Source organism: Archangium sp., from assembly GCF_057119385.1.
In genome coordinates this window covers 39,179-62,189 of sequence record NZ_DBNGVP010000104.1, presented here as the reverse complement: position 1 = coordinate 62,189, position 23,011 = coordinate 39,179, and the positions used below count along the sequence as shown (strand labels likewise).

Here is a 23,011-nt window from a genome sequence, read left to right as displayed (position 1 = left end):
CTCAGCTCCCGCCGCGCGCTTCCAGCCACTGCCGCACCAGCGCGGGCACTCCCTCGCGGATGGTGGGGTAGCGGAACTGGAAGCCCGTGCCGTGCAGGCGCGCGTTGGACAGCCGCGCCTCGCTCGTCAGCGAGTCCGTCACCACCGGCCCCAGCAACAGCCGGCACACCCACCGGGGCAGGAACACCTTGCGGTACGAGACGCCCAGCGTCTCGGCCGCCACCCGCGTCAGGTCCCCGAAGGTCACCGGCTGATCATCCACCACGAAGTAGCGCCGGCCCACCTCGCCGTGCTCCAGCAGGTGCAGCAGCGCCCGGGCACAGTCGTCCACGTGGATGGGGGACATCTGGTGCGTGAGCGTCTCCTTCAGCCCGAAGAGCCGCCGGCCCGCCTTCAACGGCACCAGCGCGTACTCCACGAACCAGGAGCCCAGCCCGTACACCGAGCCGGGATAGGCCTCCACCATCGGCAGCCCGCGCTCCAGGTACCGGGGCAGGGACTCGATGGCGGGCGCGATGTACGGGCCCCACCCCGTGGGCCTCGGCGTGGCGTCCTCCGTCACCAGGTGGGGGCCCTGGTCTCCGTAGTAGCTGGTTCCCCCCACGTAGAGCACCCGCTTCAACGTGCCCGGCTTCAGCGAGTCCAGCAGCAGCGAGTCCATGCGCAGCCGCTGCTCCCGGTAGGCCTCGGCCCGCTGGTGCGTCACCCGGGCCCCGAAGGTGAGCGGCTGCGCCAGGTGCACCACCTCGTCGCTCGCCGCCGCCTCCTCCTGCCACGGTCCCGGGGTGAGCAGATCTCCCAACACCACCGAGACTCCCTCGTGCCTCCACCGCTCGGCGGCCCGCGCATTCCGGGTGAGCACCCGCACCCGGTAGCCCGCCTCCAACGCCAGCGAGACGAACCGCGTGCCGATGAACCCCGTGCCACCCGTGACGAACAGACGCTTCACCGTGAGTCCCTCCACTCCCTGTCCCCCTCGGCTCAACGCTTAGCGCACCCGGGCACATGGCGGAAGGCTCACCCGGCCTCTCAGCGGGCGACGGTGCAGACTCCCCCTCCGTTGAGGTGCGCCTGATCCACGACGCTCTGGGTGACGAACTCCTGGAGCGTCCGCACCGTGTAGGCGCCCGGCTCGTAGACGACCGGCTTGCCCGCGCTGTCCTTCAGCTCGCCCCCGTCCAGGCCCCGCAGGTCCAACAGCCGCTGTCCGGCCAATCCCTCGGGGGTGATGACCCGCGCCGCGTCCGCCGTGGCCGCGAAGGCGTCGAAGCGCAGCTCCACCCCCCGGTGTGTCCCGAGCCGGTCATAGAACATGTGCTCGGCGTGGATGGTGACCTCGGCCTCCGCCACCGAGCCCTCCGGCACCACGATTCCCAGCGTCCCGTCCACCCCGTTCACGCAGTCCACCATCCGCGCGTCCACCGGGAAGCCCATGCGGAACGTGTACACGCCCACGCCTCCCTTCACCGCCACCCCCTCCACCCAGTAGCTGTAGCCACGCTCGCGCATCATCGCCAGGTCCTCCGCCGAGACGCCGCCGTCCGGCAGCCGCGTGTCCTCCCTCGGCGGGCTCACCCGGAAGCCCACGCTCCAGCGCCCCGCCGTCAGCCCCTTCAGCTCCGTGAGCGGAATGTCCCCCTTCTGCACGTCCACCAGCACGTGCTCGCCCGTGGCTCGCCTCTCCCCCGCGGCCGAGGTGAGCGTGAAGTCCCCCAGTGACACCAGGTACTTCGTGAACTGCACCGACCAGCCGTCCTGGAAGAGGTGGCTCGGATAGCCCCGCTGGGTTCCGTCTCCTCCGCTCATCGTCACGCGGACGTCGCCTTCGGCCGCTGGTTCGCATGACGCACCCGCCAGCGCAAACCCGACGAGCACCGCGCGCCACGGCATCCTGGACTTTGATTCATGGAAACGCATGTATCTGGGAGTTAAATGTAACCCGGTTGCAAGTCAAGCCGGGGGTGGTGTATCCCTCCGGCCCTCCCCGAACGAGGTCTTCCCCCTTGATGTGGATTTCCAGTCTGGTGCTCCTCCTGCTGAGCGCCACGGCCGAAGCCCCCGTGTCTCCCCCCGTCCCCGTGGAGACCGCTCCCGCCGTCATGCCCGCGGACGCGCCTCCCCTGGACGCCCCCGTCACCGTGCTGCTGCGCCTCACCATCGACGAGGCCGGCGAGGTGTCCCGCGTGGACGTGCGCGAGTCGGCTGGGAGTGTGTTCGATCGGGCGGCGATGGAGGCCGCGCTGCGCTGGAGGTTCCAGCCCGCACGGCGTGGGGATGCGCCCATCGAGGTCCAGGCGGATGTTCCCGTCACGTTCACGCCGGCGGTAGACCCTCACCCCAGCCCTCTCCCAGAGGGAGAGGGGGCGACGACGGGCACGACCCAGGGGACGGATACCCTCACCCCGACCCTCTCCCGGGGGGAGAGGGAGAGGAGTGCCAGCGAGGCGGCCTCGGGGGAGGGGACTTCCAGCGAGAAGTCTCCTGCGAAGGAGCCTCCTTCGTTCGCGACCACCGTTCGGGGTCAGGCGGCTCCGCCTCCTCCCGCCGCCGTCGGGGATTTTCACATCCCCATCGGCCAGCTCGCCGATGTGCCTCGCAACTCCGCTTCGGACCTCATGTTGCTCGCCCCGGGCGTCATGCTCGCCAACCACGGCGGCGAGGGCCACGCCGACACCATCTTCATCCGCGGCTTCGACGCCGGTGAGGGCAAGGACGTCGAGTTCCGCCTCAATGGTGTCCCCCTCAACGAGGTCTCCCATGCCCACGGCCATGGCTACGCCGACACCTACTTCATCATCCCCGAGCTCGTGGACTCGCTGCGCATCACCGAGGGCCCCTATGACCCCGCCCAGGGGGACTTCGGCGTCGCCGGCTCCGTCGAGTACCAGCTCGGCCTGAAGCGCCGGGGCCTCACCGCTTCCGCCAGCTACGGCAGCTTCGCCTCGCGCCGGCTCTCCCTGGTGTGGGGCCCTCCCGAGTCCAGTGAGGCCAACTTCGTGGGCCTCCTGCTGCGCCAGGGCCATGGTTTCGGCCCCAACCGCGCCTACGCCAACGCGGGCGCCATGGCCCAGGTGGAATTCCGCGTCGGCGAGGACACGCGCCTGCGCCTCTTCGGCACCAGCTACGCGGCTCGCTTCTCCTCGGCGGGCGTCGTCCGCGAGACGGATGTGGTGGACGGCCGCATGCCCTGCGCGCCCGGCGCGGACTCCCAGTTCTTCTGCCTCCATGATCCCAACCAGGGTGGGGCAGGGCAGCGCCACATCCTCTCCGCCGAGCTCCAGTCCCGGCTTCGCCGCGGCGGACGCTTCGTCCAGCAGGGCTTCGTCGTGCTGCGCCAGATGCGCATCCGCGACAACTTCACCGGCTTCCTCAACGACGTGCCTCCCGTGGGCGAGCTCCCGCGCGGCGACAACACCGAGCAGTCCTACCGCGGCACCACCGTGGGCCTGCGCGGGCGCTACTCGCCGGGCCTCACCTTTCTCGGCCAGCCGCAGCCCCTGGAGCTGGGCTACCTCGCGCGCTTCGATGATGTGCTCACCCGCGCCCGCCGCCTGCGCGACAACGGCGGCGCCCCCTACGCCACCCTCTTCGACAACCAGGTGCGCACCACCAACCTGGGCGCCTATGCCTCCCTGCGCCTGGCTCCGCTCTCGTGGCTCACCCTGCGCGGCGGCCTGCGCCTGGACACCTTCCTCTTCGGCGTCGAGGACCAGAACCGCCCCGCCTCCGATCGCCAGGGAGAGCGCATCCCCGAGGAGTCCATCGAGGCCTACGGCTTCTTCGCCAGCCCCCGCCTCACCGCCGAGGTGCGGCTGACGCCCCGGCTCACCTGGCTCACCAGCGCGGGCCTGGGCGCGCGCTCCAGTGACGCGGCCGCGCTGTCCGACGCGGAGCTCGCCCCCTATGCCCGGGTCTCCGCGGCCGAGACGGGCCTGGGCTGGCGCCTCGCGGGGGACGGGCACGCGTATGACCTGGAGGTGCGCGGAGCCTTCTTCGCCACCCGCGTCTCCCAGGACCTCGTCTTCGACGAGACGACGGGCCGCAACCAGCCCGTGGGCCCCTCGCAGCGCCTGGGCGCCTTCGCCACCGCGCGCTTCACCCTGGAGCAGCGCGTGGACGTCCAGGCCAGCGCCGCCTGGGCCCACGCCACGCTCCCCATCCCCGGGGCCCCCCAGTGGAAGCTGTGGGAGGGCACCGTCATGCCGTACATCCCCCACCTCCTCGGCCGGTTGGATGCCTCCGTGCGCGGTGACATCACCGTGTCCGGCCAGCCGGTGGGGTGGAACCTCGCCCTGGGGCACAGCGCCATCGGCCCCAAGCCCCTGCCGCTCGACCGCTACAGCGAGCCCATCTTCCTCTTCGACGCCGCGGCCCGCGCCCGGTGGAAGTGGATGGAGCTGGGCCTGTCCGTGGAGAACCTGCTCGACGCGCGCTGGCGCGAGGCCGAGTTCAACTACGTGTCCAACTTCCGCGGCCCCGACGCGCCCGCCTCGCTGCTGGCCACGCGCCACTTCGCCGCGGGAGCCCCCCGCACCTTCCGCGCCACCTTCACCCTCTACCTGGACCTCCAGGACGAGGAGACTCCATGAGCCCTCTCTTCCGCACCACCCGCCGCGCCTTCACCACCCTGCTCGGTACCGCGCTGCTCGGCGGTGGCTCCGCCTGCGGGCTGTCCGGCACGGGCGGCCGCGCCATCGTCTTCCGCATGGGCCTGCGCACCGCCCTCGCCCCCGGCGAAACGCAGCCGGGCCACTTCACCACCGACACCGGCTGGCGCGTGGCCCTCACCTCCGCGCGCATGGTGCTCGGCCCCATCTACCTCTTCGAGAATCCCTCGCCCCTTCAGGCCGGCTCCACAACACGGTGGTGGCGCCGCGTGAGCGACGTCCTCGTGCCCACCGCCCACGCGCATGACTCCTTCTTCGCGGGCGGCCGGGTGCTGGGCGAGTGGGACCGTGAGGTGGTGTTCGATCTGCTGGGCGAGGGGGGCGAGACGCGGGTGCTCGGACGCTCACCGGGCATCGCCGGCATGGCGCGCTCCTTCTCGCTGCTGCTCCAGCCTCCGTCCCGTGCGCTGGGCGCGGAGGCGGCGCCGCTCGAGGGACGCTCGGTGGTGCTGGAGGGTACGGCCTCGCGCGACGGGCGCACCCTGGCCTTCCGCGCCGCCCTGGACTTCCCCCCACCGGTGGAGCTGCAGCGCGTGGAGTTCGTCCCCATCGAGGTGGAGCTGGACGACGAGGGCCTGTTCGTCGTGGAGCTCCAGCCACACCGCTGGTTCGAGGGCACGCTCTTCGAGCGCCTGGAGGTGCCACCCGGAGGCGCGGCGGTGGCGGTGCCCCCGGAGAGCCAGGTGCACCGCGCGCTGCTCGTCAACGTGCGGCGGCACACCGCCTTCACCGCCGCCTGGGAGTGAGCGCTACTTCGCGTAGCGCTCGAGGATGAACTCGAGCGCCGCGCTGGAGGTGGCGCCGAAGCGCAGGTAGTAGAACCGGTCTCCCTGCGTGACGGTGAAGCGGGCCTGGTGGGTGATGCCGGGGCACACCGCGGCGGTGGGGCTCACCTCCACGGGCACGTCCACCGCGTCCAGCTCGTCCCAGACGCCCACCGGGACATCCTGGTTCAGGAACAGCACGATGCGCTCGTCCTGGTCCGGCTTGGAGACGAGCTCCGTGTAGCCCACGTGGGAGCCCGCGTCCGCCTCGGGGAGCGTCAACCGGTAGCGCGTGTGGCCCACGTCCGTCGGCGGCGGGAAGCCGAACGGCGGCATCTTGGCCGCGGCCGCGAGGGACTCCGCGGTGCTCACGAGCGAGTGGGCGCAGGCGTGCTCGAGGTCGCCGTTGCGCTTGCCCGTGGTGAAGTCCAGCTTGCCGTCACCCAGGAAGGTGCTGGCCTCCAGCCGGTTGCCGGCGGCGGCGCTCCGCAGCGCGCTCAGGTCCAGCGCGTACGTGGACTCCTCCTCCAGCGGAGGCCCCCCTTCCTCGGGCGCCGTGAGGGTGAGCGTGAGCGTGAGGCCGTCCGGCGACCACTGGCCCGTCAGCGGGCGCGGCGCGAGCGTGGTGTCGGTGCGGTTCACCAGCGTCACCTGGTTGAAGGCCGGCTCCATGGCCTCGGTGAACGTCACGGAGAGCACCTTGCGGAAGTACGCGCCCGGGCGGCTCGCCTCGGCGTCGTAGTACATCTCCACCGGGTAGACGCCCTGGGCGCCCTCGGCCACGCTGGCCGACGCGACGGCCGCGCGGGGCCGGTCCGAGCCGGTGTGGAAGTCCAGCTTGCCGTCGCCCAGCAGCGCCGTGCCGTCCAGCGCGTTGCCGGCCACGTCCTGGAAGCCCTTCAACTCCAGCGAGTGCGCATCGTCATGGCCGAGCCCGGTGACGGGCACCTTCAGCGTGTTGCCCGTCCAGGTGGGGGCGCCGAGCTTCAGCCCGCTCGAGGGCACCAGCGTCCCGGTGTCCGGCTTCATGGGCTCGCTGAAGGTGATGGACACCTCGGTGGTGGCGCCGGGGAGCACGGCCTCCGCGCGCTCGGCGGGGGAGGTGGCCGTCACCGTGGGGGCCCGGGTGTCCGCTCCCGGAGCGGGCGGCGGGGGGGGCTCGTCGTTGCAGGCCGTCAGGGCCAGGGCGCAGGCGGTGAGCAGGGCGGTGCCAGGGATGGGTCGCATCGTTCGGGGTTCCTCTCGCGTGGGGGTGGACATGGCACCGGGGCGGCCCCGGAGAGGGGACCGCCCCGGCTCACGGGCTCACGCCCGCTTCGGTCGGCAGGGGACTAGTTCGTCAGCGAGCCGTTGCAGTTCTCGTCCACGCTGTTGCCGAGGATCTCCGTGGCCGAGGGGTTGATGCTGGCGTTGGCGTCGTTGCAGTCGAAACGCTGGGTGATGTAGCCGGACGGCGGCACGCACGCGGTGAGCACGGAGACGCTGCTGTTGCCCCAGGCGTCGTTGTCCGCGTCCTGGTAGTAGCGGATCCGGTAGTCCTCGACGCGCTCGGCCAGCACGCCCACCAGGTTGCCCGAGGCCGTGCCCAGGTCCACCTGGTAGTCCGTGGTGGTGCTGGCCAGGTCATACACGTCCACCGTCACCAGCCCGCAGCCCGAGACGGACACGCTGTGGGTGAGCGCCGGGCTCAGCGGGGTGGCGCCATTCTTCACGGTGAGGGTGTTGCCCTGCGTCCGGTAGAAGGCCCAGGAGCCCGCGGTGGCCGGACGGAACTTCACCGTGCCCGTGGCGCCGGCCGGCAGCGTCACGTTGTACTGCTTGTGCGCGGTGTTGATGCTGGGGGTGCTCGCGGTGAGGCCGCTCGTCGCCGTCACCGCGATGTGGTCCGCCGCGTTGTTCGAGTGCGTGCAGGAGTGCGAGGTGATGCTGGAGCCCAGCGCCGTGCAGCCGGCCTCCAGCGGGGCCTCCTGCTCCGAGGGGAGCTGCTCCTCCTCGAGCGCCGGGCCACAGGCCGCCAGCGACAGGCCCACGAGCGCACCACAGACGTTCCGCATCGTCATCTTCATGGTTGAACCCTTTCCGTGTGAACCGGGAGCGGCGCGGCGCCATGCGCCAGCACCACGTGCTCCCCGGCACCCGCACTGATGACGTAAACGCAACTATGTTGCAACTGTTGTCGCGGTGTTTTTACGGCAGGTGCTCGATGACGAGGCCCAGCTCGGGCAGGGGCGTGGGGCCGAACGTGACGGTGTACTGGACCTTGTCCGTCAGCTCGTAGCCCACCATGTGCACCAGGCCTCCCTGGCACACGCCGTCGCGCAGCGCCTCGGGGATGGGGGAGGTGGCGGCCACCTCGAGCACCTTCGTGCCCTCGCGCACGGCCAGGGGGACGCTCGCGTCGCTCAGGTAGGCGATGAAGTCACCGGTGGCGTAGGCCTTGAAGGTGAAGGTGCCCACGTACTGCCCGCCCTCGGGGCGCAGCTTCACCGTGTAGTGCGTGTGGAAGGAGTCCACGCGGGGCAGCCGGTCCACCGCCGCCGTCACCGTGGCGAAGGGGCCATTGCCGACGTGCCAGCACGCATGCTCTCCGTTGTCGCCGAAGTCGAAGCCGTCCCTCGGCACGTAGTCGGGGTCCGGCAGGCACGACAGGTCCTGCTCGGACGCCATGTGGCCGCGGTCGCAATGGCACCAGTCCCCCGTGGGCTCCCGGTGGATGTGGCCGTTGGGCGCGCACGGGTCCGTCTGCTCCTGGGGCTGCTCGTCGGGAGTCCCGGGGTCCGGCTCGGGGGGACGGCCGCAGGCGGCGAGCACCGCCGCGCTGGCGGCCAGGGCGAGGAATCGGCGGAGAGGACGCATGCCGATTCCTTGCCGTATCCCGGTGGAAAATGCAACAGGGATACATCAGCACGGACGCGGGGGGTTATTCCGCGTCCTCGTGCGCCGCTTCCTCGATGACGAGGGTGAACTGGGAGTTGCGCTCCGCGCGGGCCTTGAACTCCAGGCGGTACTCCACACCGGCCTCGAGCTCCGCCACGACGGCGGTGCGCAGGCTGCCGCACGCCTCCTCGGGCACCTGGACGCGGCACTCCCGCGCCACCTCGGTGGTGCCGTTGAAGATGCGCAGGCCGCGCTGGCGCGACAGGAGGAAGGCATACTCGCCGGACTCCTCGGGCAGGAAGGTGACCGCGCCGCCCCAGCCACCGGCGGAGGCGTTGGCCGGCAGGGTGATGGTGTAGGCGATGTGCGGCACGCTGACGTCCACGAACGGATAGGTGCCCAGCGGCGCGGCGGACACGGCCTGGAAGGGCCCGAAGTCCCCGTGCACGCACGCGTGCTCGGCGACTTCAATCAGCTCCGTGGCCTCGGGCTCCGGACAGGCCGCGAGCAGCGTGTCCTGCCGCTCCTCCAGCGAGGACGGCTGGGGCTCGGCCTCGGTGGTGTTGCCGCAGCCGGTGAGCAGCAGCGCGAGGCCGGAGGCCAGCAGGCTCTTCTGGAACAGGTTCTTCATGGTGGGACTCCTCTTGGGGGAATGGGGATTGCCGTGGGTAGACAGGCGGCGGCTACTGCACGTGCGCGTCGTGGGCCAGCTCCTCGATGACGAGGGTGCCCTGGGCGTAGTGCGCCTTGTGGGTCGTGAACTCCAGGCGGTACTCCACGCCGGCCTCGAGCGCGGCCACGGCGGCGACGCGCAGGCTGGAGCACACCGTCTGGGGAACCGCCATGGCGCACTCGACCGGCACCTCGGTGGTGCCGTTGAAGATGCGCAGGTGGGGCGCGGTCGACCCCAGGAAGACGAACTCGCCCGTCTCCTCGGGCATGAAGTTGACGGCGCCGCCCCAGCCACCCACGGAGGCGTTGGCCGGCAGGGTGATGTTGTAGGCGATGTGCGGCACGCTCACGTCCACGAACGGGTAGGTGCCCAGCGGAGCGGCCGTCACGGCCTCGAAGGGACCGAAGTCACCGTGCACGCACGCGTGCCCGGCCACCTCGAGGATCTCCTTGGCCTCGGGCTCCGCGCAGACGGCCAGGGACTGCTGGCGCTCCTCCAGGGACGGCTGGGGCTCGGCCTCGGTGGTGCTGCCGCAGCCGGTGAGCAGCAGCGCGACGCCGGAGGCCAGCAGGCTCTTGTGGAACAGGTTCTTCATGGTGTGACTCCTCTTGGGGGTAGGGGACTGCTGGGTTGACACTGGGGGAAGGCGGCTTCAGGGGCGCGCCGGGGAGAGCACCGCCCAGGACACGACGACCTCGCCGGAAGGCAGGTGCTCGGGAGGCAGTTGCAGGTGCCGCCCCACGTCCCCGAGCTTCAGGCCGGGCACCCGCTGCCGCGCCTCCTCATGGGAGGCCGCGTCCGGGAAGGTGACGCGCGCCACGCAGCCGGCGGCGTAGCAGCGTGGCGGCTCGGCCTGTACGGGCAGCACGTTCGCTTCAATGGTGGTGCGCCAGGTGTCCAGCGCCACGCGGGCCCCGCGAGTCCACGGCTCCTGGCTCTCCCCGGACGCGTGGAGCTCGGCGAGCACCGCGTCCCGGCGCGCCAGGGGCGTGGCGTAGCCGGCGCGCAGCGCACGCACGACGCGCAGGTGCTGCTCCGGCAGCGTGCGGTGGGCGCGCGGGGACACGGGCCAGGGCCTCGGAGCCGCGCCGGGCACCACCGGGGCGGACTGGCTGGGCGCGAGTGCGGACACCCCCGTGGGAGGCGCGAGCGGCTCGGCGGCGGCCGCTGGGACGGCCTCGGGCGCCGGCGCGGGGGACGGGGCTCGTGCGCCGAGCGCCTCCGCGCCGGCCAGCGGGGGGCTGGCCCGGGGCAGCTCCACCGGGCGGCTCAGCCAGGCCGCCGCGAGCAGCGCCAGCACCAGCCCTCCGATTCCCATGCTCCACACCGTTCGCGCCACCGCGAGTCTCCCGCATGCGCCATCCGTGAGGCGCCAGTGCTTCCGGGCTTTCCCGTCAAAGCGGTATCAATGTGCATCTGCGGGCAGAAGTAATCAAGTTGCATTTGTACTCCGGACACACGTTTCCCGTCCGGGTCCTCGCCCGGGGTGCGTGCGCGGAGGTGGGGGGGGAAGCCGGCCCGGCTCAGTGCTCGTTGAGCACGAGCTTGCGCGCGGCCTGGACGGTGGGCGCGCGGCTACCGCGCCTAGCGGCCCTGCACGTTCCAGGACTCGCGCAGCGTGCTGGGGATGCGGAAGGGGGGCCGTCCGGCGCCGCGGTTCATCCACACCATGCCTTCCACCAGCTTGCGGCCGAACACCTCCGACAGCCGCGCCACCACCCGCGAGTGGTCTCCCAGCTCGTCCGAGGCCCTGCCCAGCATGGCCAGCGGGCCAATCAGGTAGCGGGTCCAGTCCGCGGGCGGCACCTTCAGCATGTCGGCGACCTCCTCGCCGAGGATGTGGCGGATGAGCGAGGCCGCCATCCCATCGAAGAGGTTGCCCGGCGTGACGTGCTCGGCCATCTGGATGAGCGCGCGCGTCATCTCCTGCCCCTCGGGGCTGGCGCGGAAGTGACGCCGCTGGACGGCCTCGGCGAGCGCCGCGCAGTCCTCGATGTCCTCCGGCAGCGCGACCGTCTCCAACCCCATCAGGTGCCCCACCACCTTCCAGCAGTGGAGGTAGGCGTTCTGCTCCTCCCGGGACAGCGTGCAGCCCAGCTTCTCGAGGCCCACGATGACGGCGTACGAGAAATCGACGAGGGTGCCCGCCATGTCCTCCTGGTTGATGGGGTAGCCCCACGCGGGGTTCCACTGCCCGCTCTCCAGGAGGAGGTGGCGCACCGCCGCGTGCATCAGGCGCACCTTCTGGGCGCTGCGGATGCCGCTGCCGCCCGGGGCCAGCCCGTCCGGCGCCAGCACGTCGATCAGCATCTGCGCCGTCTCCATGATGCGGCGGAAGGGATCCGTCACCAGCCGGGCGGTGAGGTGGATGACCTGGACGCCCTTGGCCGCCGCGTAGCTGGCCGGCAGGGCCCCGCAGAAGAGGGAGACGACGGCCTGCGGCCCGTACCGGCCGAACAGCGCCTCGCCGTGACGCACCAGCGCCGGGTCCGCCCAGTCCGGCAGTTGCTCCGTGCGCAGCAGGTACTCGCGGAGCATCTCCGGGAGCTCGCCGGGGACGAGCTGATCATTGCGGATGAGCTGCTTGAGCAGGGCGTTGGCGGTCTCCACCTGTCCTTGCTGGAACAGGTTCTTCACGGTCTCGTCGGCGAGCGGGTCTCCCCGCGTGCGGAAGCCGTCGAGGAGGTCATCGGTCCATCGATTGGCGCGCATGGGCCCGGGCATTCTATCCGGGTGCTCTCGTTTGGCTCGAAATGTGCCGGGGAGCCGGGCGGGCGGGCGTCTGGCTTCCTTCATGGAGGGGGCGTTGCCGCTCCGGCCAGCGGAGCCCCAGCTTTCCTGGAGGCTCCAGCCGCCAGGGAGGGTTGAACGTGGAAACAGAGAGGCCCATCCGTCCACCCGTCGAGCCCGTGAACGACCGGGAGCCGGTGGTGGTGCCTCGCTCGCAGGTGACGGTGAAGACGGTGCTCACCATCTGCGGCACCGTGGTGGGGGTGCTGGCCGCCCTCTACCTGTTCATCCACGGCATCGTCACCCTCACGCTCACCGTGACGGCCATGCTCCTGGCGGTGGCCTTCAACCATGGGGTGCATGGGTTGCAGCAGTGGGGTCTGAAGCGGCCCCTGGCCATCGCCATGGTGATGCTGCTCGTGCTCGGCACGCTCGTGGGGGTGGGGTTCCTCATCATCCCCGCCACCGTGGCGCAGGTGCGGGAGTTGATAGAGCGCCTGCCGGAGCTCAACGAGCGCATGCACCAGACGCGGGTCTTCCAGTGGCTCGACGCGCGGATGGGGCTGGAGCAGCGGCTGGGGGCGCTCGGCGGAAGCGACTCCGGGCTCGTCCAGCGGGCCGTGGACCCGGCGCTGCGCGTGCTTCGAGGGCTGATGGCCGGCGTGGGCGCCTTCGTCACCGTGCTCTTCCTCGTCGTCTTCATGCTGCTCTACGGCGGCCGGGTGGTGCGCGGCGTGCTCGCCGAGTCCCTCCCGGCCCACCGCCAGCGCTACGAGCGGGTGCTGGACAAGGTGTACCAGGCCGTGGGGGGCTACCTGAGCGGGCTGGCCCTCATCGGCGGGGTGAACGCCGTCTGCGCCACCCTCTTCCTGGCCGTCCTCGGCGTGCCCTTCTTCCTGCCGCTCGGAATCCTCTCCGGCCTGGGCAGCCTCATCCCCCTGCTGGGCGCCACCGCCGCCGGCATCGTGCTCGCGCTGGTGGCGTACGCCTCGGGCGGGTTCTGGGACTTCCTGGCGGTGGGCATCTACGTCGTCCTCTACCAGCAGTTCGAGAACCACGTGCTGGCGCCCGTCATCTACAAGCGCACCGTGGAGCTCAACCCCCTGGTGACGCTGCTCGGCATCATCCTCTTCGCCGAGCTGGCCGGGGTGCTCGGCACCTTCCTGGCGGTCCCCATCGTGGGCACCTGTCAGATCGTCATCCGCGAGCTGCTCCTCCTGCGGCGCGAGCGCCTCGGGCTGCCCCTGAAGGGAGACGTGGCGGAGCAGCTCGAGAAGCGCGCCCCCTGGCGCCCGCCCTTCTGGCGCCGGCCCCGCCACGTGTGAGGCGCCCGGTCAGCGCTCCGGCCGGTACATGGCGGCGGTGCGCTGGGCCAGGAAGCCGCGCGGGAGCAGCCTCGCGGCCAGCGTCAGCGTCTGGTTGAGCAGCCCGGGGACGTAGAGCTCCTTGCGGTGGATGAAGGACCGCACCGCGTGCGCGGCACAGTCCGCGGCGCTCATCATCCCCAGGTCGCCCGACTTGAAGCGGTTGGACAGCCCCGTCCTGTCGAGCATCTCCGTGGAGATGCCGCCGGGAGCGAAGACGGTGACGGACACGCCCTGGGGCCGCAGCTCCTGCGTCAGCGCCTGGCCATAGCTGGTGATGAAGGCCTTGGTGCCGCTGTAGGCCGCCTGGTACGGCACCGGGATGAAGCCCGCCACGCTGGAGACGAACATCATCCCGCCCTGGATTCCCCGCTCGACGAGGTAGCGCGCGAAGAGGGTGGAGAGGCGCACCACGCTGGTGACGTTGGTGTTCAGCATGGACTGGAACTCGCTCCACTCCAGCTTCAGCGCATCTCCCCAGTACGCCACGCCGGCGTTGAGGATGACGCCGTGGATGTCCCGCTCGCGCGTGGCCTCGGTGAAGACGCGCTCCACGTCCTCGGGCCGGCACAGGTCGGCCACGATGAAGGTGGCCTGCACGCCGTAGCGCGAGCGCAGCTCCTCGCACAGCGCCTCCAGCCGCTCGCGCCGCCGCGCCACCACCACCACGTTGCCGCCCTGATCCCTCGCGATGGAACGGGCCATCTCCTCGCCCAGTCCGGAAGAGGCACCGGTGACGAGGGTCCAGCGCGTCCGAAGCTCCAGCATCCGATTCATGCCGCGCACCCTAACCCGTCACCGCCGGGAGCGCATGGTCCACGCGCGGGGCAGGGGAGGCGGGGCCTCCACCCGGCCCCCTCCCGGTGGGGAGAGGGCGGGGAGGCCAGGCGGGGAGGGGACTCCCCGCCCGGGGACTTCCGGGGGACTACGGAGCGGCCGGGTCGATCAGGGACATGAGCCAGCCCGCGCGCTCGTGGCCCGACTTGTTCCACTCGGGGTTCTTGCCGCCCACCACCTGCGCGTCGGTGAACGTCGGGGCGCTCGTGGTCGAGCCCGTGCTCATCGTGCCGCCGTAGAAGGTCGGGTGCGTGTTGTCCGACTGGATGTAGTCGTAGCTGGTGCTCGAGCTCACGAAGTGCGTGTTGGCGTCGCGCAGCGTGCCGGCCAGCGTGCCGGTGATGCGGGCCACGTAGGCGGCCTCGCTCTCGCCCTGGACGTAGCGCAGGGCGTCGCGGTCGATCTGCCCGTCACCGTTGGAGTCGTAGTCCGCGCCCATGTAATCGGCGAACGCGTCCGCGCACTGGAAGCCGTACTGGGCCGCCAGGTTGCAGGTGCGCCAGTTGCTCTTGGCCAGGTAGGGCAGGAACTTGGCGCGCTTGTTGATGCGGGTGCCGGTGGCGGAGTCCGTGCAGTTGGTGAGCACGTTGTCCGCGTCGTAGCCCGGATAGTAGATGTTCATGACAATCTTGGCCTTGGCCGCCGTCGCGTACGTGTTGATGGCCTGCATGGCCCTCTCCGTGTACGTGGTGCAGTTGGCCAGCGCCGTGTCCAGGCCGGCGTAGCTGCAGGTGCCCGTCTGGTCCGTGAAGGCAGAGCGCGCCTGCAGGTAGTCGTTGCCGCACATCTCGAACATCACCACGCGGGTGTTGCTCGTCTGCATGTACGAGCGCTCGGCGACGATCTTGTTGTTGTAGATGTCGTCGGCCCTGGCGCCGGACTTGGTGCGGCGGACCACCTCGATGTTGGAGCCGAAGCTCTGCGCCAGGTACTCGCCCTCGACGGCGGGCGCCGCGCGCTTGGCCACGCTGAAGAGGCCACCGTTGTAGCCGGCGAAGATGGAGTCACCGTAGGCCACGACGCGGTACGTCGAGGCAGCGCCACGGTTGATGGTCCACGACGTGTTCTGGTTGATGGTGCTGGCGAGCGCGTCGCCGCCCAGCACGAGGCTGGCCGTGAGCGTCACGGCGAGGGACACACCCTGCCCGTTGAGACGAGAGAACATGCAGACTCCAGGAATCGTGAATTGGGGGTGAAACAGGAGCACGGCTTATTGGCCGGCATCACGGATATAACAGAAAGTGTGTCTGATTCGAACTGCTGGAGACGAATTCGCGCGGGGGCGCTGTATTGCCTGAGGCGTCAATCAATGACAGCCCGCGTCATCCTCTGCGTGACGCGTTGTGCCGCGGCCAGACTGTCATCCATTCACCACTGGACGCCGCGTCCACCCCGCTACTGCCAGGAGATGGCGTACACCACGCGGCCCTGCTTCAGGTCGAGGTGGAGGATGTCCACCTGGCCCTGTTTGGAGACGCGCCGCAGGTACATGTCGAACGTCCCCAGGAGCGCCTGCACGAAGGTGCCCGATTGCAGCAGCGCGGGGGGAAAGCCCTCCAGCACCATCTCGGCGCTGCCGTCGTTCACCGCCTCGCGGCGCGGCTGGTACACGAGCCTCCCGCAGTCACGGAAGGCCTGCTCCCAGGCATAGGCGGTCCACTTCAGCATCGACTGGGGCGTCATCCCGAAGAGCCGCACCGCCCCGTCGAAGAAGGACTGCAGCAGCGGGTAGGTCATCATGCGGTCCGCGAGGCCCGCGAAGAAATGACGGTAGCCCGGGTCTCCCAGCACCTGGTGGAGGGCATCCGACAACCGCATGTTCTGCTCGAGGGGAACCCAGCCCAGCCGCGGGGTGGACTCGATGAGGGGGAGCAACGCCTCCGGGACGAGCGACAACACCTTGCGTTGCTTCTCGGCCGGCAGGTCCCTGGTTACGTCGAGGATCATCCTGGCCATGAAGCCGCGAATGGCGGGCTGAGCGGTCATGACCCGTCCATTCTGGCACACGAGGCGGGGTGCTAGCGCACGAGCCGCAGCGTGCGGTAGCCCGGGATTTCCGCCGCGCGGGCGCGGACCTCGAACCAGTTGTCGCGGTACGGGTGGCCGCCACGCGCGAGCTGCCAGAGCGAGGCGAGCCCGTAGAGGGGCAGGAACAGCGGACCGAGGACGAGGGTCTGCATGACGTGCGCGCGCTCGTGGCGCACCAGGCGGATCTGCCGGGGGCCGTCCGCGCCGGAATAGGTGACCACGGCGCCGAGGGTGAAGGCGGCGATGTGGAAGCGGCGCATGGACCAGTCGAGCGGCCCGCCCGGTTGGACGACGAAGTGGAGGATGCCCTCCTCGTCCACCGACTCGAGGCGGGTGAAGAGCATGGCGAGCATCAGGCCCAGTATCGTCACTGGGAGTGCCCAGACGTAACCGGCGAACCAGAGCACCTTCCTCATGTGTCTCATGATGCCAGCACGCCGGGGGAAACAGGCTGTCCACCAGAGGTGAGCTGGCGGCTTCCGGACAAGCTGGCCCCGGAAGTGACTCGAATCAGGAAGGAGCCCGTGAGAAAGACGGCCTCCCATGGCCGCTAGCGAACAGACTCCCTTCTCGCAGCCTGCCGTACCTCGTCCGGCCGCCGGAGCACGGGGTGCTGGAGGAGGAGCCGGAGGAGCCGGAGGTGGCCCGGACGCCCGCTCCCCCGGCGGTGGTCCGGCGAGCGCGAGGAAGGGGCGTTATAGATTCACCCCGAATGACCGCCCCCCTGGAACAACCGTCTCCCGCCACCGGGGACCTGGACGCCCTGGCCACGCTGCTGCGGGGCCGCCGGCTCGTGGTGCTCACCGGTGCCGGGTGCAGCACCGAGTCGGGCATCCCGGACTACCGGGGGCCCGGCACACGCGCCCGGGCCCGCAACCCCATCCAACATCGCGAGTTCCTCACCAAACCCGAGGTGCGCACGCGCTACTGGGCCCGGAGCCTGCTCGGCTGGCCGCGCTTCTCGTCGGCCCGGCCCAACGCGGCGCACCAGGCACTCGCCGCCCTGGAGCGGGACGGCCATGTGCTGGGCCTCATCACCCAGAACGTGGACCGGCTGCACCATGTGGCGGGCAGCCAGCGCGTCATCGAGCTCCACGGGGCGCTCGCGCGGGTGCGGTGTCTGGACTGTGAGGCCCTCGAGCCCCGGGTGGAGTTGCAGGAGCGTCTGCTGGCCCTCAACCCCGGCTTCGCGGAGCGGACCGCCGAGCTGCGGCCGGACGGAGACGCCGAGCTGCCCGTCGAGGCGGTGCGGGACTTCCAGGTGGCCGTGTGCACCCGGTGCGGCGGGACGCTGAAGCCGGACGTGGTCTTCTTCGGGGACAACGTCCCTCCGCCCACCGTGGAGTCGGCGTTCGCGCTGCTCGAGGAGGGGGACGCGCTGTTGGTGGTGGGCTCCTCCCTGGCCATCTACTCGGGTTTCCGCTTCCTCCAGCGCGCCGCGGATCGCCACATGCCCATGGGCCTCATCAACATGGGCGAGTGCCGCGGGGGGGAGTTGGTGGACGTGCGGGTGGAGGCCCGGGCGGGCGAGGTGCTCCCCTGGCTCGCGGCGGCGCTCGCCACCGGTTGAGCCCGAGTCCTGTTGTGTGACACGGCGCTCCGGTCCAATCTCCCGGGGCCCCGCAACCCGAGAGGACCCGATGCCCGCAGTCATCCGCCCCGCGACTCCAGAGGACCTTCCGGCACTGGCCGCCGCGCTGGCGCCGCTTCCCCTCTTCAAGGCCTATGGCCTGGAGGCGCCGGCCCTGGCGGCCCGCTTCCGGGGCGCGCTGGAGCGGGGCGAGGGCCTGCTCATGGCCACCGACGAGAGCGGCCCGGTGGGGGTCTGCTGGTTCCTCACCCGGGGCACCTTCGGGACGGGGGCCTACCTGCGGACGCTCGCCATCCGGGAGGATCGGCATGGCTCGGGCCTCGGCGCGCAACTGCTCGCCGCGTACGAGGCCGGGTGTGGAGAGCCGTCCGGGGGCTACTTCCTGCTCACCTCGGACTTCAACGAGGGCGCGCAGCGCTTCTACCAGCGGCACGGGTACCGTCAGGTGGGCCAGCTCCCGGGCTTCGCCGTCCCGGGCGTCACCGAGCTCGTCTTCTGGAAGCCACGCGTCAGGGGATGACTTCCGCCACCGCGGGAGGCAGCTCGGGCTGCTCGGTGGGCTGGCACGTGGGCCACGTGTGGTCCTCGAGCAGCGTGCCCACGGTGACGAGCTCGAAGCCCCGCTTGCGCAGCCCCTTGATGATGTCCGGCAGCGCCGTGGCGGTGGCGAAGCGCTTGTGGTTCATGTGCAGCACCACGATGCCGCCAGGGCTCGCCTTGCGCACCACCCAGTCCGTCAGCCGCTTCGCGGTGATGGTGGTGTCCGGATCTCCCGAGGGCAGATCGTAGTTGAGGGTGACGAGCGACGCCTGGGACGCGAGCCAGGCGACCCGCCGGTCCACCTCGCCGAAGGGCGGACGGAAGTACTTGGGGATGCGGCCCGTCAGGTCATAGACGACCTGCTGCGTGCGCTGCAGCTCCTCCAGCACCTTCTGGTCCTCCTTCACCTCGGGCATGTGCGGATGGGAGAAGGTGTGGTTGCCGAACTCGAAGCCCGGGTACTGCGCGAGCTCCTCGAGGCGCCGCGGGTTGGCCAGGGCCCACCCGCCGCCGATGAAGAGGGTGGCCGGCGTTCCCGTCTCCAACAGGGTGCGGATGACGCGCTCGTCATACTCGTTGTGGCGCGTGGAGCAGGCGTCGAAGGTGAGCGCCACCCGCATCCGGTTGCGGCTCCCGTTCGTCACGATGGGCGCCGTCATGCAGGCCGTGGGCTCCGGCGGGGCGGGCACCTTCTTCTGCTGAGGAGGCGCCTCGGGCTCCTCGGGAGGAGTCCAGACACAGGCACTGGTGGCGAGCACCACCAGCGTCAGCAGGGACTGCACGGAAGACCAACGGGCCATGAGTTGCGACGCGCTCCTGTCACCCGCCCGCGGGCGGAGGGAACGGCGCAGGTATAGCGCGGATGGCTCCCGGCTTGCTGGGTATGCAACGAGCAGTGCACCCATGTGACGGGCCGTGTGGCACCCGGAACGGAGGTTTACGGAGTCCTCGAATTCGGGTGCCTCCAGCGGACCTGTGGGCCCCCTTGACTCGCGGGCCGGAGCACGCTCGACGGGGGCTCAGGGCCGCCCGTTGGCGAACAGCGTCAGGCTGAGCGACAAGTCCTGGTGCACGTTGCCCAGGCCCGGGATGTAGCCCTGCTCGCCGAAGGTGCACAGGCCCAGCAGGGGAACGCCCGGCAGCAGCCGCGAGAACGTCCGCAGGCCTTCGTCCACGCGCGGCCCCAGGGCACCCGCGCACCCGGCGCAGAAGATGAGCGCCGCGCCCTTCACGTCCCGCGTCGTCAGGCCGCCTTGGGCCAGCGCCTGGTCGATGAGGTGGGCCACCTCGTTCACCAGGCCCTCGGCGGTCCCGGTCATCAGACACACCTCGTCCCGGGGCTCGATGCGGGCGAAGACGTCCACCGTGCCCCGGTCCGCGTGGACGTGGGCCGGGTGCACCGTCACGTAGTGGTCCCGCTGGCTCACTTGGCGGCGGACGGCGATGGGCCGCAGCGCCGTCTGGGCCAGGATGTTGCCGCCCGAGCGCACCTGGTCATCGATGGCGCCTTCCATCCAGCGCCCCAGCACCTGGGCGGCGGGCTGGCCATCCAGCGTCAGCAGGGTGCGGCCCTCGGCTCCCGTGGCCCGGGCCACGGCGCCCGTGGGGGTATAGGGCGTGCACAGCGCCGTCCCCACCCGCACCTCGCCGAAGAGGCCCAGCAGCGACACCCCCGTGGGGACCGGGCCCGCGTGCGTGAAGACGCTCCACTGTCCGGCGATGGCATGATCCGCGGCGCTGCCTCCCTGGCACGGCACGTCCGGGCACACGCTCGCGATGCCCTCCAGCATCGCCTCCTCCCCACCGGGCGAGGCGTTGAAGAGGATCATCCTCGGTATCCTGCCTCCCGCCTTGCGCACCAGCTCCCGCGCCGCGGCCTCTCCGGCCCGCCGCCCGTCCGCCTCCGTGGAGGAAGCCACGAAGGCCGTTCCCGGTTCGCCGCCCACCAGCATCACCGCCACCGCGCCGTGGCCCTCGTTGCGGACACCGGTGGGCGTGAGCACGCCCAGCGACGTGGTCACCCCATGCAGCGGGACTCCGGACAGCGCCTCCCGGAAGGCGGTGTGGACGCGTGCGGCCTCGTAGTCCACCGTCGCGGTGATGTAGGCCGCCTGGGCGGTGGCGCCTCCGAGCTGGGCGCGCGCCTGCTCCACCGCGGCCTGGACGGCCTTCTCCGCATCCACGGCATCTCCGATTCCGACTCCGATTGAGACCGTCATCTTCATGCCTCCGAGAGGAGCTGCTGGAGCTCGCTCAGCTCCTGGGCCGACAGCAATTGGGGCAGTGCCTGCTCCAGCCGCCGCAGGGCGTCCGGTGGGTCCGGATCATTCGGACCGATGCTGCGGACGTTTACCCCGCTCATCATGATGAGGCGCGCGACGCCGAAGCCGAGCTTGCGCTTTTCAACGTAGGAGGTGATCCGGCTGATCCTGTTGGCCATGGGCTTCGCGGGCGCTCACCGGGAGCGGACGGCAATCTCCGTGAGCTCCTCGTCCGTGAGGGGCAGGGGGTTGGCCTTCATGCTGCTGGCGGCCTTGGCCCGGGTGACGAGCCGTGGCACGTCGGCCTCCGTGAGACCATAGCGCCCGAGGCCCGGCACGCCCAGGGCCTGGCACAGCTCCTTCACCCAGGAGATGCCCTCCTCGGCCCGGGCCTCCGCACGCCCGGTGAGGAGCACCGCGACCTCCTGGAAACGCGGAAGCGCCGGGTGTGACGGAGCGCGGGAGCGCAGTGCGCGCAGGTTCACCTCCAGCGTGGCGGGGAGCAGCGCCGCGCACACCGCGCCATGGGGCGCCTCGTACATTCCCCCCACGGGGGCGGCGAAGCCATGCACCGCGCCCAGGCCCGCGTTGGCCAGGCACAGGCCGCCGAAGAGGCTCGCGAGCGCCAGGTCCTCCCGTGCCGCCGCGTCGGGGCCCTCCAACACCGCGCGGCGCAGCGAGCGCGCCGAGCGGACCATGCCCTCGCGTGCCAGGGCGTCGGTGAGCGGGTTGGACCGGGCCGAGAGGAAGGGCTCGAGGAGCTGGGAGAGCGCGTCCAGGCCGCTGGAGGCGAGGACGGCGGGAGGCGCGCCCGTCAGCAGCTCCGGATCCACGAGCGCCAGGCGGGGCAGCATGAGGGGACTGCGGAGGCTCGCCTTCACCTGGGCGTCCTTCACACCCAGCACCGCGTTGCGCGTCACCTCGGAGCCGGTGCCCGCGGTGGTGGGAATGGCCACCAGGGGTAGGGAGGGCTTCGTCAGCGCCTGTCCCCGGCCCACCACTTCCAGATAGTCGAGCGGGTCTCCCCCGTTGGCGGCCAGCGCGGCGATGGCCTTGCCCGCGTCCAGGGCGCTGCCTCCGCCAAAAGCCACCACCGCGTCGCACCGCGCGGCGAGCGCGGTGGCGGTTCCCTCGCGTACCCGCTCCACGGTGGGCTCGCCCTCCACCGTGAATGTCTCACTGGAGAGGCCGAGCCGGCTCAGCCCCTCGCGCAGCGGCCCGGCGCGCGCGGGATTCCTGCCCGTGACGAGCAGCACCTTGTGCCCGCCCAGGGCCTTCACCGCCTCGGGAAGCTCGGCCAGGCGGCCCGCTCCGAAGACGATGCGCGTGGCGGTGGCGAACTCGAAGCCCGTCATCGCCATCTCACCACCCCGCGTCCTCGGGGAAGCAGTTGACGTACTTCCGGGAGGTGCGCGGCTCGGCCATCATGGGCGCCACGGTGTCCCGCCACTTCAGGTAGTGGGCCGTCTCCTTGTGGGCGGCGGGCGCCTGGGGCGTCTTGTAGGCCTCGACCAGGACGAACCGCGTCGGGTCCTCGGTGTCCTGGACGACGTCGAAGCGGGCGATGCCGGGCTCCTTCACGCTCTCCCGCGCATTGGCCAGCGTGGCCGCGCGGAAGGCGTCGACCGACTCGGGCTTGACGTGGACGTGCACATGGACGACCAGCAGGCTGTTGGGCATGGGCCAAGGATAACCGGGAGACTCCCTCGTGAGTGGGATTCCCCCGGCGAGGTGTCGAACCTTAGGCGTTCGATTCGCCCACCGTCGTACATGGGGCGGCCGTGCCGCTCAGCCCACCGCGCGCACGGGCGGCATGAGGCCATCCAGGAGCGCTTCCATGAGCCGCTCCACCTCCTCCAGCGGCACGCCCTGGATGGTGAGGAAGGTCTTGCCCCCCTTGACGTTCGTCTTGAACTGCACGCGGGCGCTCTGGGCGAAATGCCGCGAGAGGCTCTCGCGCATGAACTCGACGCGGGCCGCGTCCGTGGCGGGCATGGTGGCCCGGGACGGCTGGCGCTTGCCCTTCACGGCCAGCTTCAGGTCCTCCATGGTGCAGTCCGAGAAAGGCTTCCGCACCACGCGCCCGTCTTCCCGCGGGACGTCGATGGGCGTGGCCCCCGGGTCGCCACTCGTGGGCTGGATGTTGGCCACCTTCGCGTAGGTGAGCAGGGTGGTCAGGTTCATCACGCCGTACTTCTTGCACGCCTCCTCGGTGAACTCGCGCGCGATGGCGCCATACCGGCTCAGCGTGGCCTGCGAGAGCGCCTTGATGTGCTGGCTGAAGAAGCTCTGGGCGTTCTCGTACTTGTTCTTCTCCGCGAGCTTGTTGTCCACGGTGTAGTTGTAGAGCTGGCCGATATTGTAGTGACCGGCGTTCCCCTGCTCCAGATAGCTGAGGATGGAGTCCCGCACCTGATCGAGCGTCAGCTCGGGCAGGGTATTGCTTCCGTTCGTCTGTGCCATGATTGCTCCCCCCAATGAGGTGGAACCGCGAGAGTGCGGCTGCGCGGTATCAAGCAACCAGAGGGCCAAGGAGCCGTGCCTGTGTATTCGCGCGCTTACGTGCCAGGGGAGTCCCGGCTCCCGGAGGGCGCGTCCGAGATAGGAGACCCTCGAGATTCCACTTCTCGTCGGCGAGAAGTGAAACGAGGCGGATGCATTCCGCTTCTCGTCGGCGAG

Annotated in this window: 24 protein-coding genes; 5 read left to right on the top strand and 19 right to left on the bottom strand. The window is 70.8% G+C overall.

Annotated elements, in window-relative coordinates; all coding sequences use genetic code 11:
• Position 1 precedes the first annotated feature (1 nt).
• Both AC16DP_RS25670 and AC16DP_RS25665 read right to left on the bottom strand, forming a co-directional pair.
• Positions 2–949, bottom strand: coding sequence for an NAD-dependent epimerase/dehydratase family protein (locus AC16DP_RS25670; RefSeq protein WP_329730320.1), 948 nt, complete (start codon positions 947–949; stop codon positions 2–4).
• Positions 950–1,029: 80 nt separating this feature from the next.
• Positions 1,030–1,917: a hypothetical protein gene (locus AC16DP_RS25665; protein ID WP_414640743.1), complete on the bottom strand. Its 888-nt coding sequence runs from the start codon at positions 1,915–1,917 to the stop codon at positions 1,030–1,032.
• A gap of 89 nt (positions 1,918–2,006) precedes the next feature.
• Between AC16DP_RS25665 and AC16DP_RS25660 the strand changes: the two genes are divergently transcribed.
• A complete protein-coding gene (locus AC16DP_RS25660) occupies positions 2,007–4,589 on the top strand; it encodes a TonB family protein (RefSeq protein ID WP_329730344.1) in 2,583 nt (860 codons plus the stop codon).
• Positions 4,586–5,413 carry a hypothetical protein gene (locus AC16DP_RS25655; protein ID WP_329730319.1) on the top strand — a complete coding sequence of 276 codons (828 nt, stop codon included), beginning with the start codon at positions 4,586–4,588 and terminating at the stop codon, positions 5,411–5,413. Before AC16DP_RS25660 ends, AC16DP_RS25655 begins: the two co-directional genes overlap by 4 nt.
• Before the next feature lie 3 nt (positions 5,414–5,416).
• On the opposite strand, the gene AC16DP_RS25650 is transcribed toward AC16DP_RS25655, so the two are convergent.
• From AC16DP_RS25650 to AC16DP_RS25620, 7 genes are all read right to left on the bottom strand, one after another.
• Positions 5,417–6,658, bottom strand: a complete 1,242-nt coding sequence (locus AC16DP_RS25650) for an Ig-like domain-containing domain (RefSeq protein WP_329730318.1) — start codon at positions 6,656–6,658, stop codon at positions 5,417–5,419.
• Positions 6,659–6,762: 104 nt separating this feature from the next.
• A complete protein-coding gene (locus AC16DP_RS25645; protein ID WP_329730317.1) occupies positions 6,763–7,497 on the bottom strand; it encodes a MopE-related protein in 735 nt (244 codons plus the stop codon).
• Between the two features lie 121 nt (positions 7,498–7,618).
• A complete protein-coding gene (locus AC16DP_RS25640; RefSeq protein WP_329730316.1) occupies positions 7,619–8,287 on the bottom strand; it encodes a hypothetical protein in 669 nt (222 codons plus the stop codon).
• Between the two features lie 64 nt (positions 8,288–8,351).
• A complete protein-coding gene (locus tag AC16DP_RS25635) occupies positions 8,352–8,939 on the bottom strand; it encodes a hypothetical protein (protein ID WP_329730315.1) in 588 nt (195 codons plus the stop codon).
• Positions 8,940–8,991: 52 nt separating this feature from the next.
• Positions 8,992–9,576, bottom strand: a complete 585-nt coding sequence (locus AC16DP_RS25630) for a hypothetical protein (RefSeq protein WP_329730314.1) — start codon at positions 9,574–9,576, stop codon at positions 8,992–8,994.
• Positions 9,577–9,633: 57 nt separating this feature from the next.
• Positions 9,634–10,299 carry a hypothetical protein gene (locus AC16DP_RS25625; protein ID WP_329730313.1) on the bottom strand — a complete coding sequence of 222 codons (666 nt, stop codon included), beginning with the start codon at positions 10,297–10,299 and terminating at the stop codon, positions 9,634–9,636.
• Between the two features lie 266 nt (positions 10,300–10,565).
• Positions 10,566–11,693 carry an oxygenase MpaB family protein gene (locus tag AC16DP_RS25620; RefSeq protein WP_329730312.1) on the bottom strand — a complete coding sequence of 376 codons (1,128 nt, stop codon included), beginning with the start codon at positions 11,691–11,693 and terminating at the stop codon, positions 10,566–10,568.
• 158 nt (positions 11,694–11,851) lie between these two features.
• Here AC16DP_RS25620 and AC16DP_RS25615 point away from each other — a divergent pair, with 158 nt between their 5' ends.
• Positions 11,852–13,036, top strand: a complete 1,185-nt coding sequence (locus AC16DP_RS25615; protein ID WP_329730311.1) for an AI-2E family transporter — start codon at positions 11,852–11,854, stop codon at positions 13,034–13,036.
• A 9-nt stretch (positions 13,037–13,045) separates the two neighbouring features.
• Here AC16DP_RS25615 and AC16DP_RS25610 read toward each other — a convergent pair whose 3' ends face one another.
• From AC16DP_RS25610 to AC16DP_RS25595, 4 genes are all read right to left on the bottom strand, one after another.
• Positions 13,046–13,852 (bottom strand): SDR family NAD(P)-dependent oxidoreductase, encoded by an 807-nt coding sequence (locus tag AC16DP_RS25610; RefSeq protein WP_329730310.1) that lies wholly within the window; start codon positions 13,850–13,852, stop codon positions 13,046–13,048.
• Positions 13,853–14,000: 148 nt separating this feature from the next.
• Positions 14,001–15,077 carry an SGNH/GDSL hydrolase family protein gene (locus tag AC16DP_RS25605; RefSeq protein ID WP_329730309.1) on the bottom strand — a complete coding sequence of 359 codons (1,077 nt, stop codon included), beginning with the start codon at positions 15,075–15,077 and terminating at the stop codon, positions 14,001–14,003.
• Positions 15,078–15,307: 230 nt separating this feature from the next.
• Positions 15,308–15,898, bottom strand: a complete 591-nt coding sequence (locus tag AC16DP_RS25600) for a hypothetical protein (RefSeq protein WP_329730308.1) — start codon at positions 15,896–15,898, stop codon at positions 15,308–15,310.
• A 32-nt stretch (positions 15,899–15,930) separates the two neighbouring features.
• Positions 15,931–16,356 (bottom strand): hypothetical protein, encoded by a 426-nt coding sequence (locus tag AC16DP_RS25595; RefSeq protein WP_329730307.1) that lies wholly within the window; start codon positions 16,354–16,356, stop codon positions 15,931–15,933.
• Between the two features lie 296 nt (positions 16,357–16,652).
• Between AC16DP_RS25595 and AC16DP_RS25590 the strand changes: the two genes are divergently transcribed.
• Together AC16DP_RS25590 and AC16DP_RS25585 are read left to right on the top strand one after the other, a co-directional pair.
• Positions 16,653–17,510, top strand: coding sequence for an NAD-dependent protein deacetylase (locus tag AC16DP_RS25590; protein WP_329730306.1), 858 nt, complete (start codon positions 16,653–16,655; stop codon positions 17,508–17,510).
• 70 nt (positions 17,511–17,580) lie between these two features.
• Positions 17,581–18,051: a GNAT family N-acetyltransferase gene (locus AC16DP_RS25585; RefSeq protein ID WP_329730305.1), complete on the top strand. Its 471-nt coding sequence runs from the start codon at positions 17,581–17,583 to the stop codon at positions 18,049–18,051.
• On the opposite strand, the gene AC16DP_RS25580 is transcribed toward AC16DP_RS25585, so the two are convergent.
• The 6 genes from AC16DP_RS25580 to AC16DP_RS25555 all read right to left on the bottom strand — a co-directional run bounded on the left by AC16DP_RS25580 (position 18,041) and on the right by AC16DP_RS25555 (position 22,795).
• Complete coding sequence (locus tag AC16DP_RS25580; RefSeq protein WP_329730304.1) at positions 18,041–18,871, bottom strand: polysaccharide deacetylase family protein; 831 nt, start codon at positions 18,869–18,871, stop codon at positions 18,041–18,043. The two genes, AC16DP_RS25585 and AC16DP_RS25580, sit on opposite strands and share 11 nt — an antisense overlap.
• A 219-nt stretch (positions 18,872–19,090) precedes the next feature.
• Positions 19,091–20,290: an FIST signal transduction protein gene (locus AC16DP_RS25575; RefSeq protein ID WP_329730303.1), complete on the bottom strand. Its 1,200-nt coding sequence runs from the start codon at positions 20,288–20,290 to the stop codon at positions 19,091–19,093.
• A gap of 2 nt (positions 20,291–20,292) precedes the next feature.
• Positions 20,293–20,511, bottom strand: coding sequence for a hypothetical protein (locus tag AC16DP_RS25570; protein ID WP_329730302.1), 219 nt, complete (start codon positions 20,509–20,511; stop codon positions 20,293–20,295).
• A 15-nt stretch (positions 20,512–20,526) separates the two neighbouring features.
• A complete protein-coding gene (locus tag AC16DP_RS25565) occupies positions 20,527–21,693 on the bottom strand; it encodes an iron-containing alcohol dehydrogenase (protein WP_329730301.1) in 1,167 nt (388 codons plus the stop codon).
• Between the two features lies 1 nt (position 21,694).
• Positions 21,695–22,012 carry an antibiotic biosynthesis monooxygenase gene (locus tag AC16DP_RS25560; protein ID WP_329730300.1) on the bottom strand — a complete coding sequence of 106 codons (318 nt, stop codon included), beginning with the start codon at positions 22,010–22,012 and terminating at the stop codon, positions 21,695–21,697.
• Between the two features lie 108 nt (positions 22,013–22,120).
• Positions 22,121–22,795 carry a hypothetical protein gene (locus AC16DP_RS25555; RefSeq protein ID WP_329730299.1) on the bottom strand — a complete coding sequence of 225 codons (675 nt, stop codon included), beginning with the start codon at positions 22,793–22,795 and terminating at the stop codon, positions 22,121–22,123.
• Positions 22,796–23,011: the final 216 nt, after the last annotated feature.

Bases quoted from the DNA above. Each gene is read 5' to 3' on its own strand.
- AC16DP_RS25665 (WP_414640743.1), bottom strand. From the start codon at position 1,917: ATGCGTTTCCATGAATCAAAGTCCAGGATGCCGTGGCGCGCGGTGCTC.
- AC16DP_RS25660 (WP_329730344.1), top strand. From the start codon at position 2,007: ATGTGGATTTCCAGTCTGGTGCTCCTCCTGCTGAGCGCCACGGCCGAA.
- AC16DP_RS25655 (WP_329730319.1), top strand. From the start codon at position 4,586: ATGAGCCCTCTCTTCCGCACCACCCGCCGCGCCTTCACCACCCTGCTC.
- AC16DP_RS25650 (WP_329730318.1), bottom strand. From the start codon at position 6,658: ATGCGACCCATCCCTGGCACCGCCCTGCTCACCGCCTGCGCCCTGGCC.
- AC16DP_RS25645 (WP_329730317.1), bottom strand. From the start codon at position 7,497: ATGAAGATGACGATGCGGAACGTCTGTGGTGCGCTCGTGGGCCTGTCG.
- AC16DP_RS25640 (WP_329730316.1), bottom strand. From the start codon at position 8,287: ATGCGTCCTCTCCGCCGATTCCTCGCCCTGGCCGCCAGCGCGGCGGTG.
- AC16DP_RS25635 (WP_329730315.1), bottom strand. From the start codon at position 8,939: ATGAAGAACCTGTTCCAGAAGAGCCTGCTGGCCTCCGGCCTCGCGCTG.
- AC16DP_RS25630 (WP_329730314.1), bottom strand. From the start codon at position 9,576: ATGAAGAACCTGTTCCACAAGAGCCTGCTGGCCTCCGGCGTCGCGCTG.
- AC16DP_RS25625 (WP_329730313.1), bottom strand. From the start codon at position 10,299: ATGGGAATCGGAGGGCTGGTGCTGGCGCTGCTCGCGGCGGCCTGGCTG.
- AC16DP_RS25620 (WP_329730312.1), bottom strand. From the start codon at position 11,693: ATGCGCGCCAATCGATGGACCGATGACCTCCTCGACGGCTTCCGCACG.
- AC16DP_RS25610 (WP_329730310.1), bottom strand. From the start codon at position 13,852: ATGAATCGGATGCTGGAGCTTCGGACGCGCTGGACCCTCGTCACCGGT.
- AC16DP_RS25605 (WP_329730309.1), bottom strand. From the start codon at position 15,077: ATGTTCTCTCGTCTCAACGGGCAGGGTGTGTCCCTCGCCGTGACGCTC.
- AC16DP_RS25600 (WP_329730308.1), bottom strand. From the start codon at position 15,898: ATGACCGCTCAGCCCGCCATTCGCGGCTTCATGGCCAGGATGATCCTC.
- AC16DP_RS25595 (WP_329730307.1), bottom strand. From the start codon at position 16,356: ATGAGGAAGGTGCTCTGGTTCGCCGGTTACGTCTGGGCACTCCCAGTG.
- AC16DP_RS25590 (WP_329730306.1), top strand. From the start codon at position 16,653: ATGACCGCCCCCCTGGAACAACCGTCTCCCGCCACCGGGGACCTGGAC.
- AC16DP_RS25585 (WP_329730305.1), top strand. From the start codon at position 17,581: ATGCCCGCAGTCATCCGCCCCGCGACTCCAGAGGACCTTCCGGCACTG.
- AC16DP_RS25580 (WP_329730304.1), bottom strand. From the start codon at position 18,871: ATGGCCCGTTGGTCTTCCGTGCAGTCCCTGCTGACGCTGGTGGTGCTC.
- AC16DP_RS25575 (WP_329730303.1), bottom strand. From the start codon at position 20,290: ATGACGGTCTCAATCGGAGTCGGAATCGGAGATGCCGTGGATGCGGAG.
- AC16DP_RS25570 (WP_329730302.1), bottom strand. From the start codon at position 20,511: ATGGCCAACAGGATCAGCCGGATCACCTCCTACGTTGAAAAGCGCAAG.
- AC16DP_RS25565 (WP_329730301.1), bottom strand. From the start codon at position 21,693: ATGGCGATGACGGGCTTCGAGTTCGCCACCGCCACGCGCATCGTCTTC.
- AC16DP_RS25560 (WP_329730300.1), bottom strand. From the start codon at position 22,012: ATGCCCAACAGCCTGCTGGTCGTCCATGTGCACGTCCACGTCAAGCCC.
- AC16DP_RS25555 (WP_329730299.1), bottom strand. From the start codon at position 22,795: ATGGCACAGACGAACGGAAGCAATACCCTGCCCGAGCTGACGCTCGAT.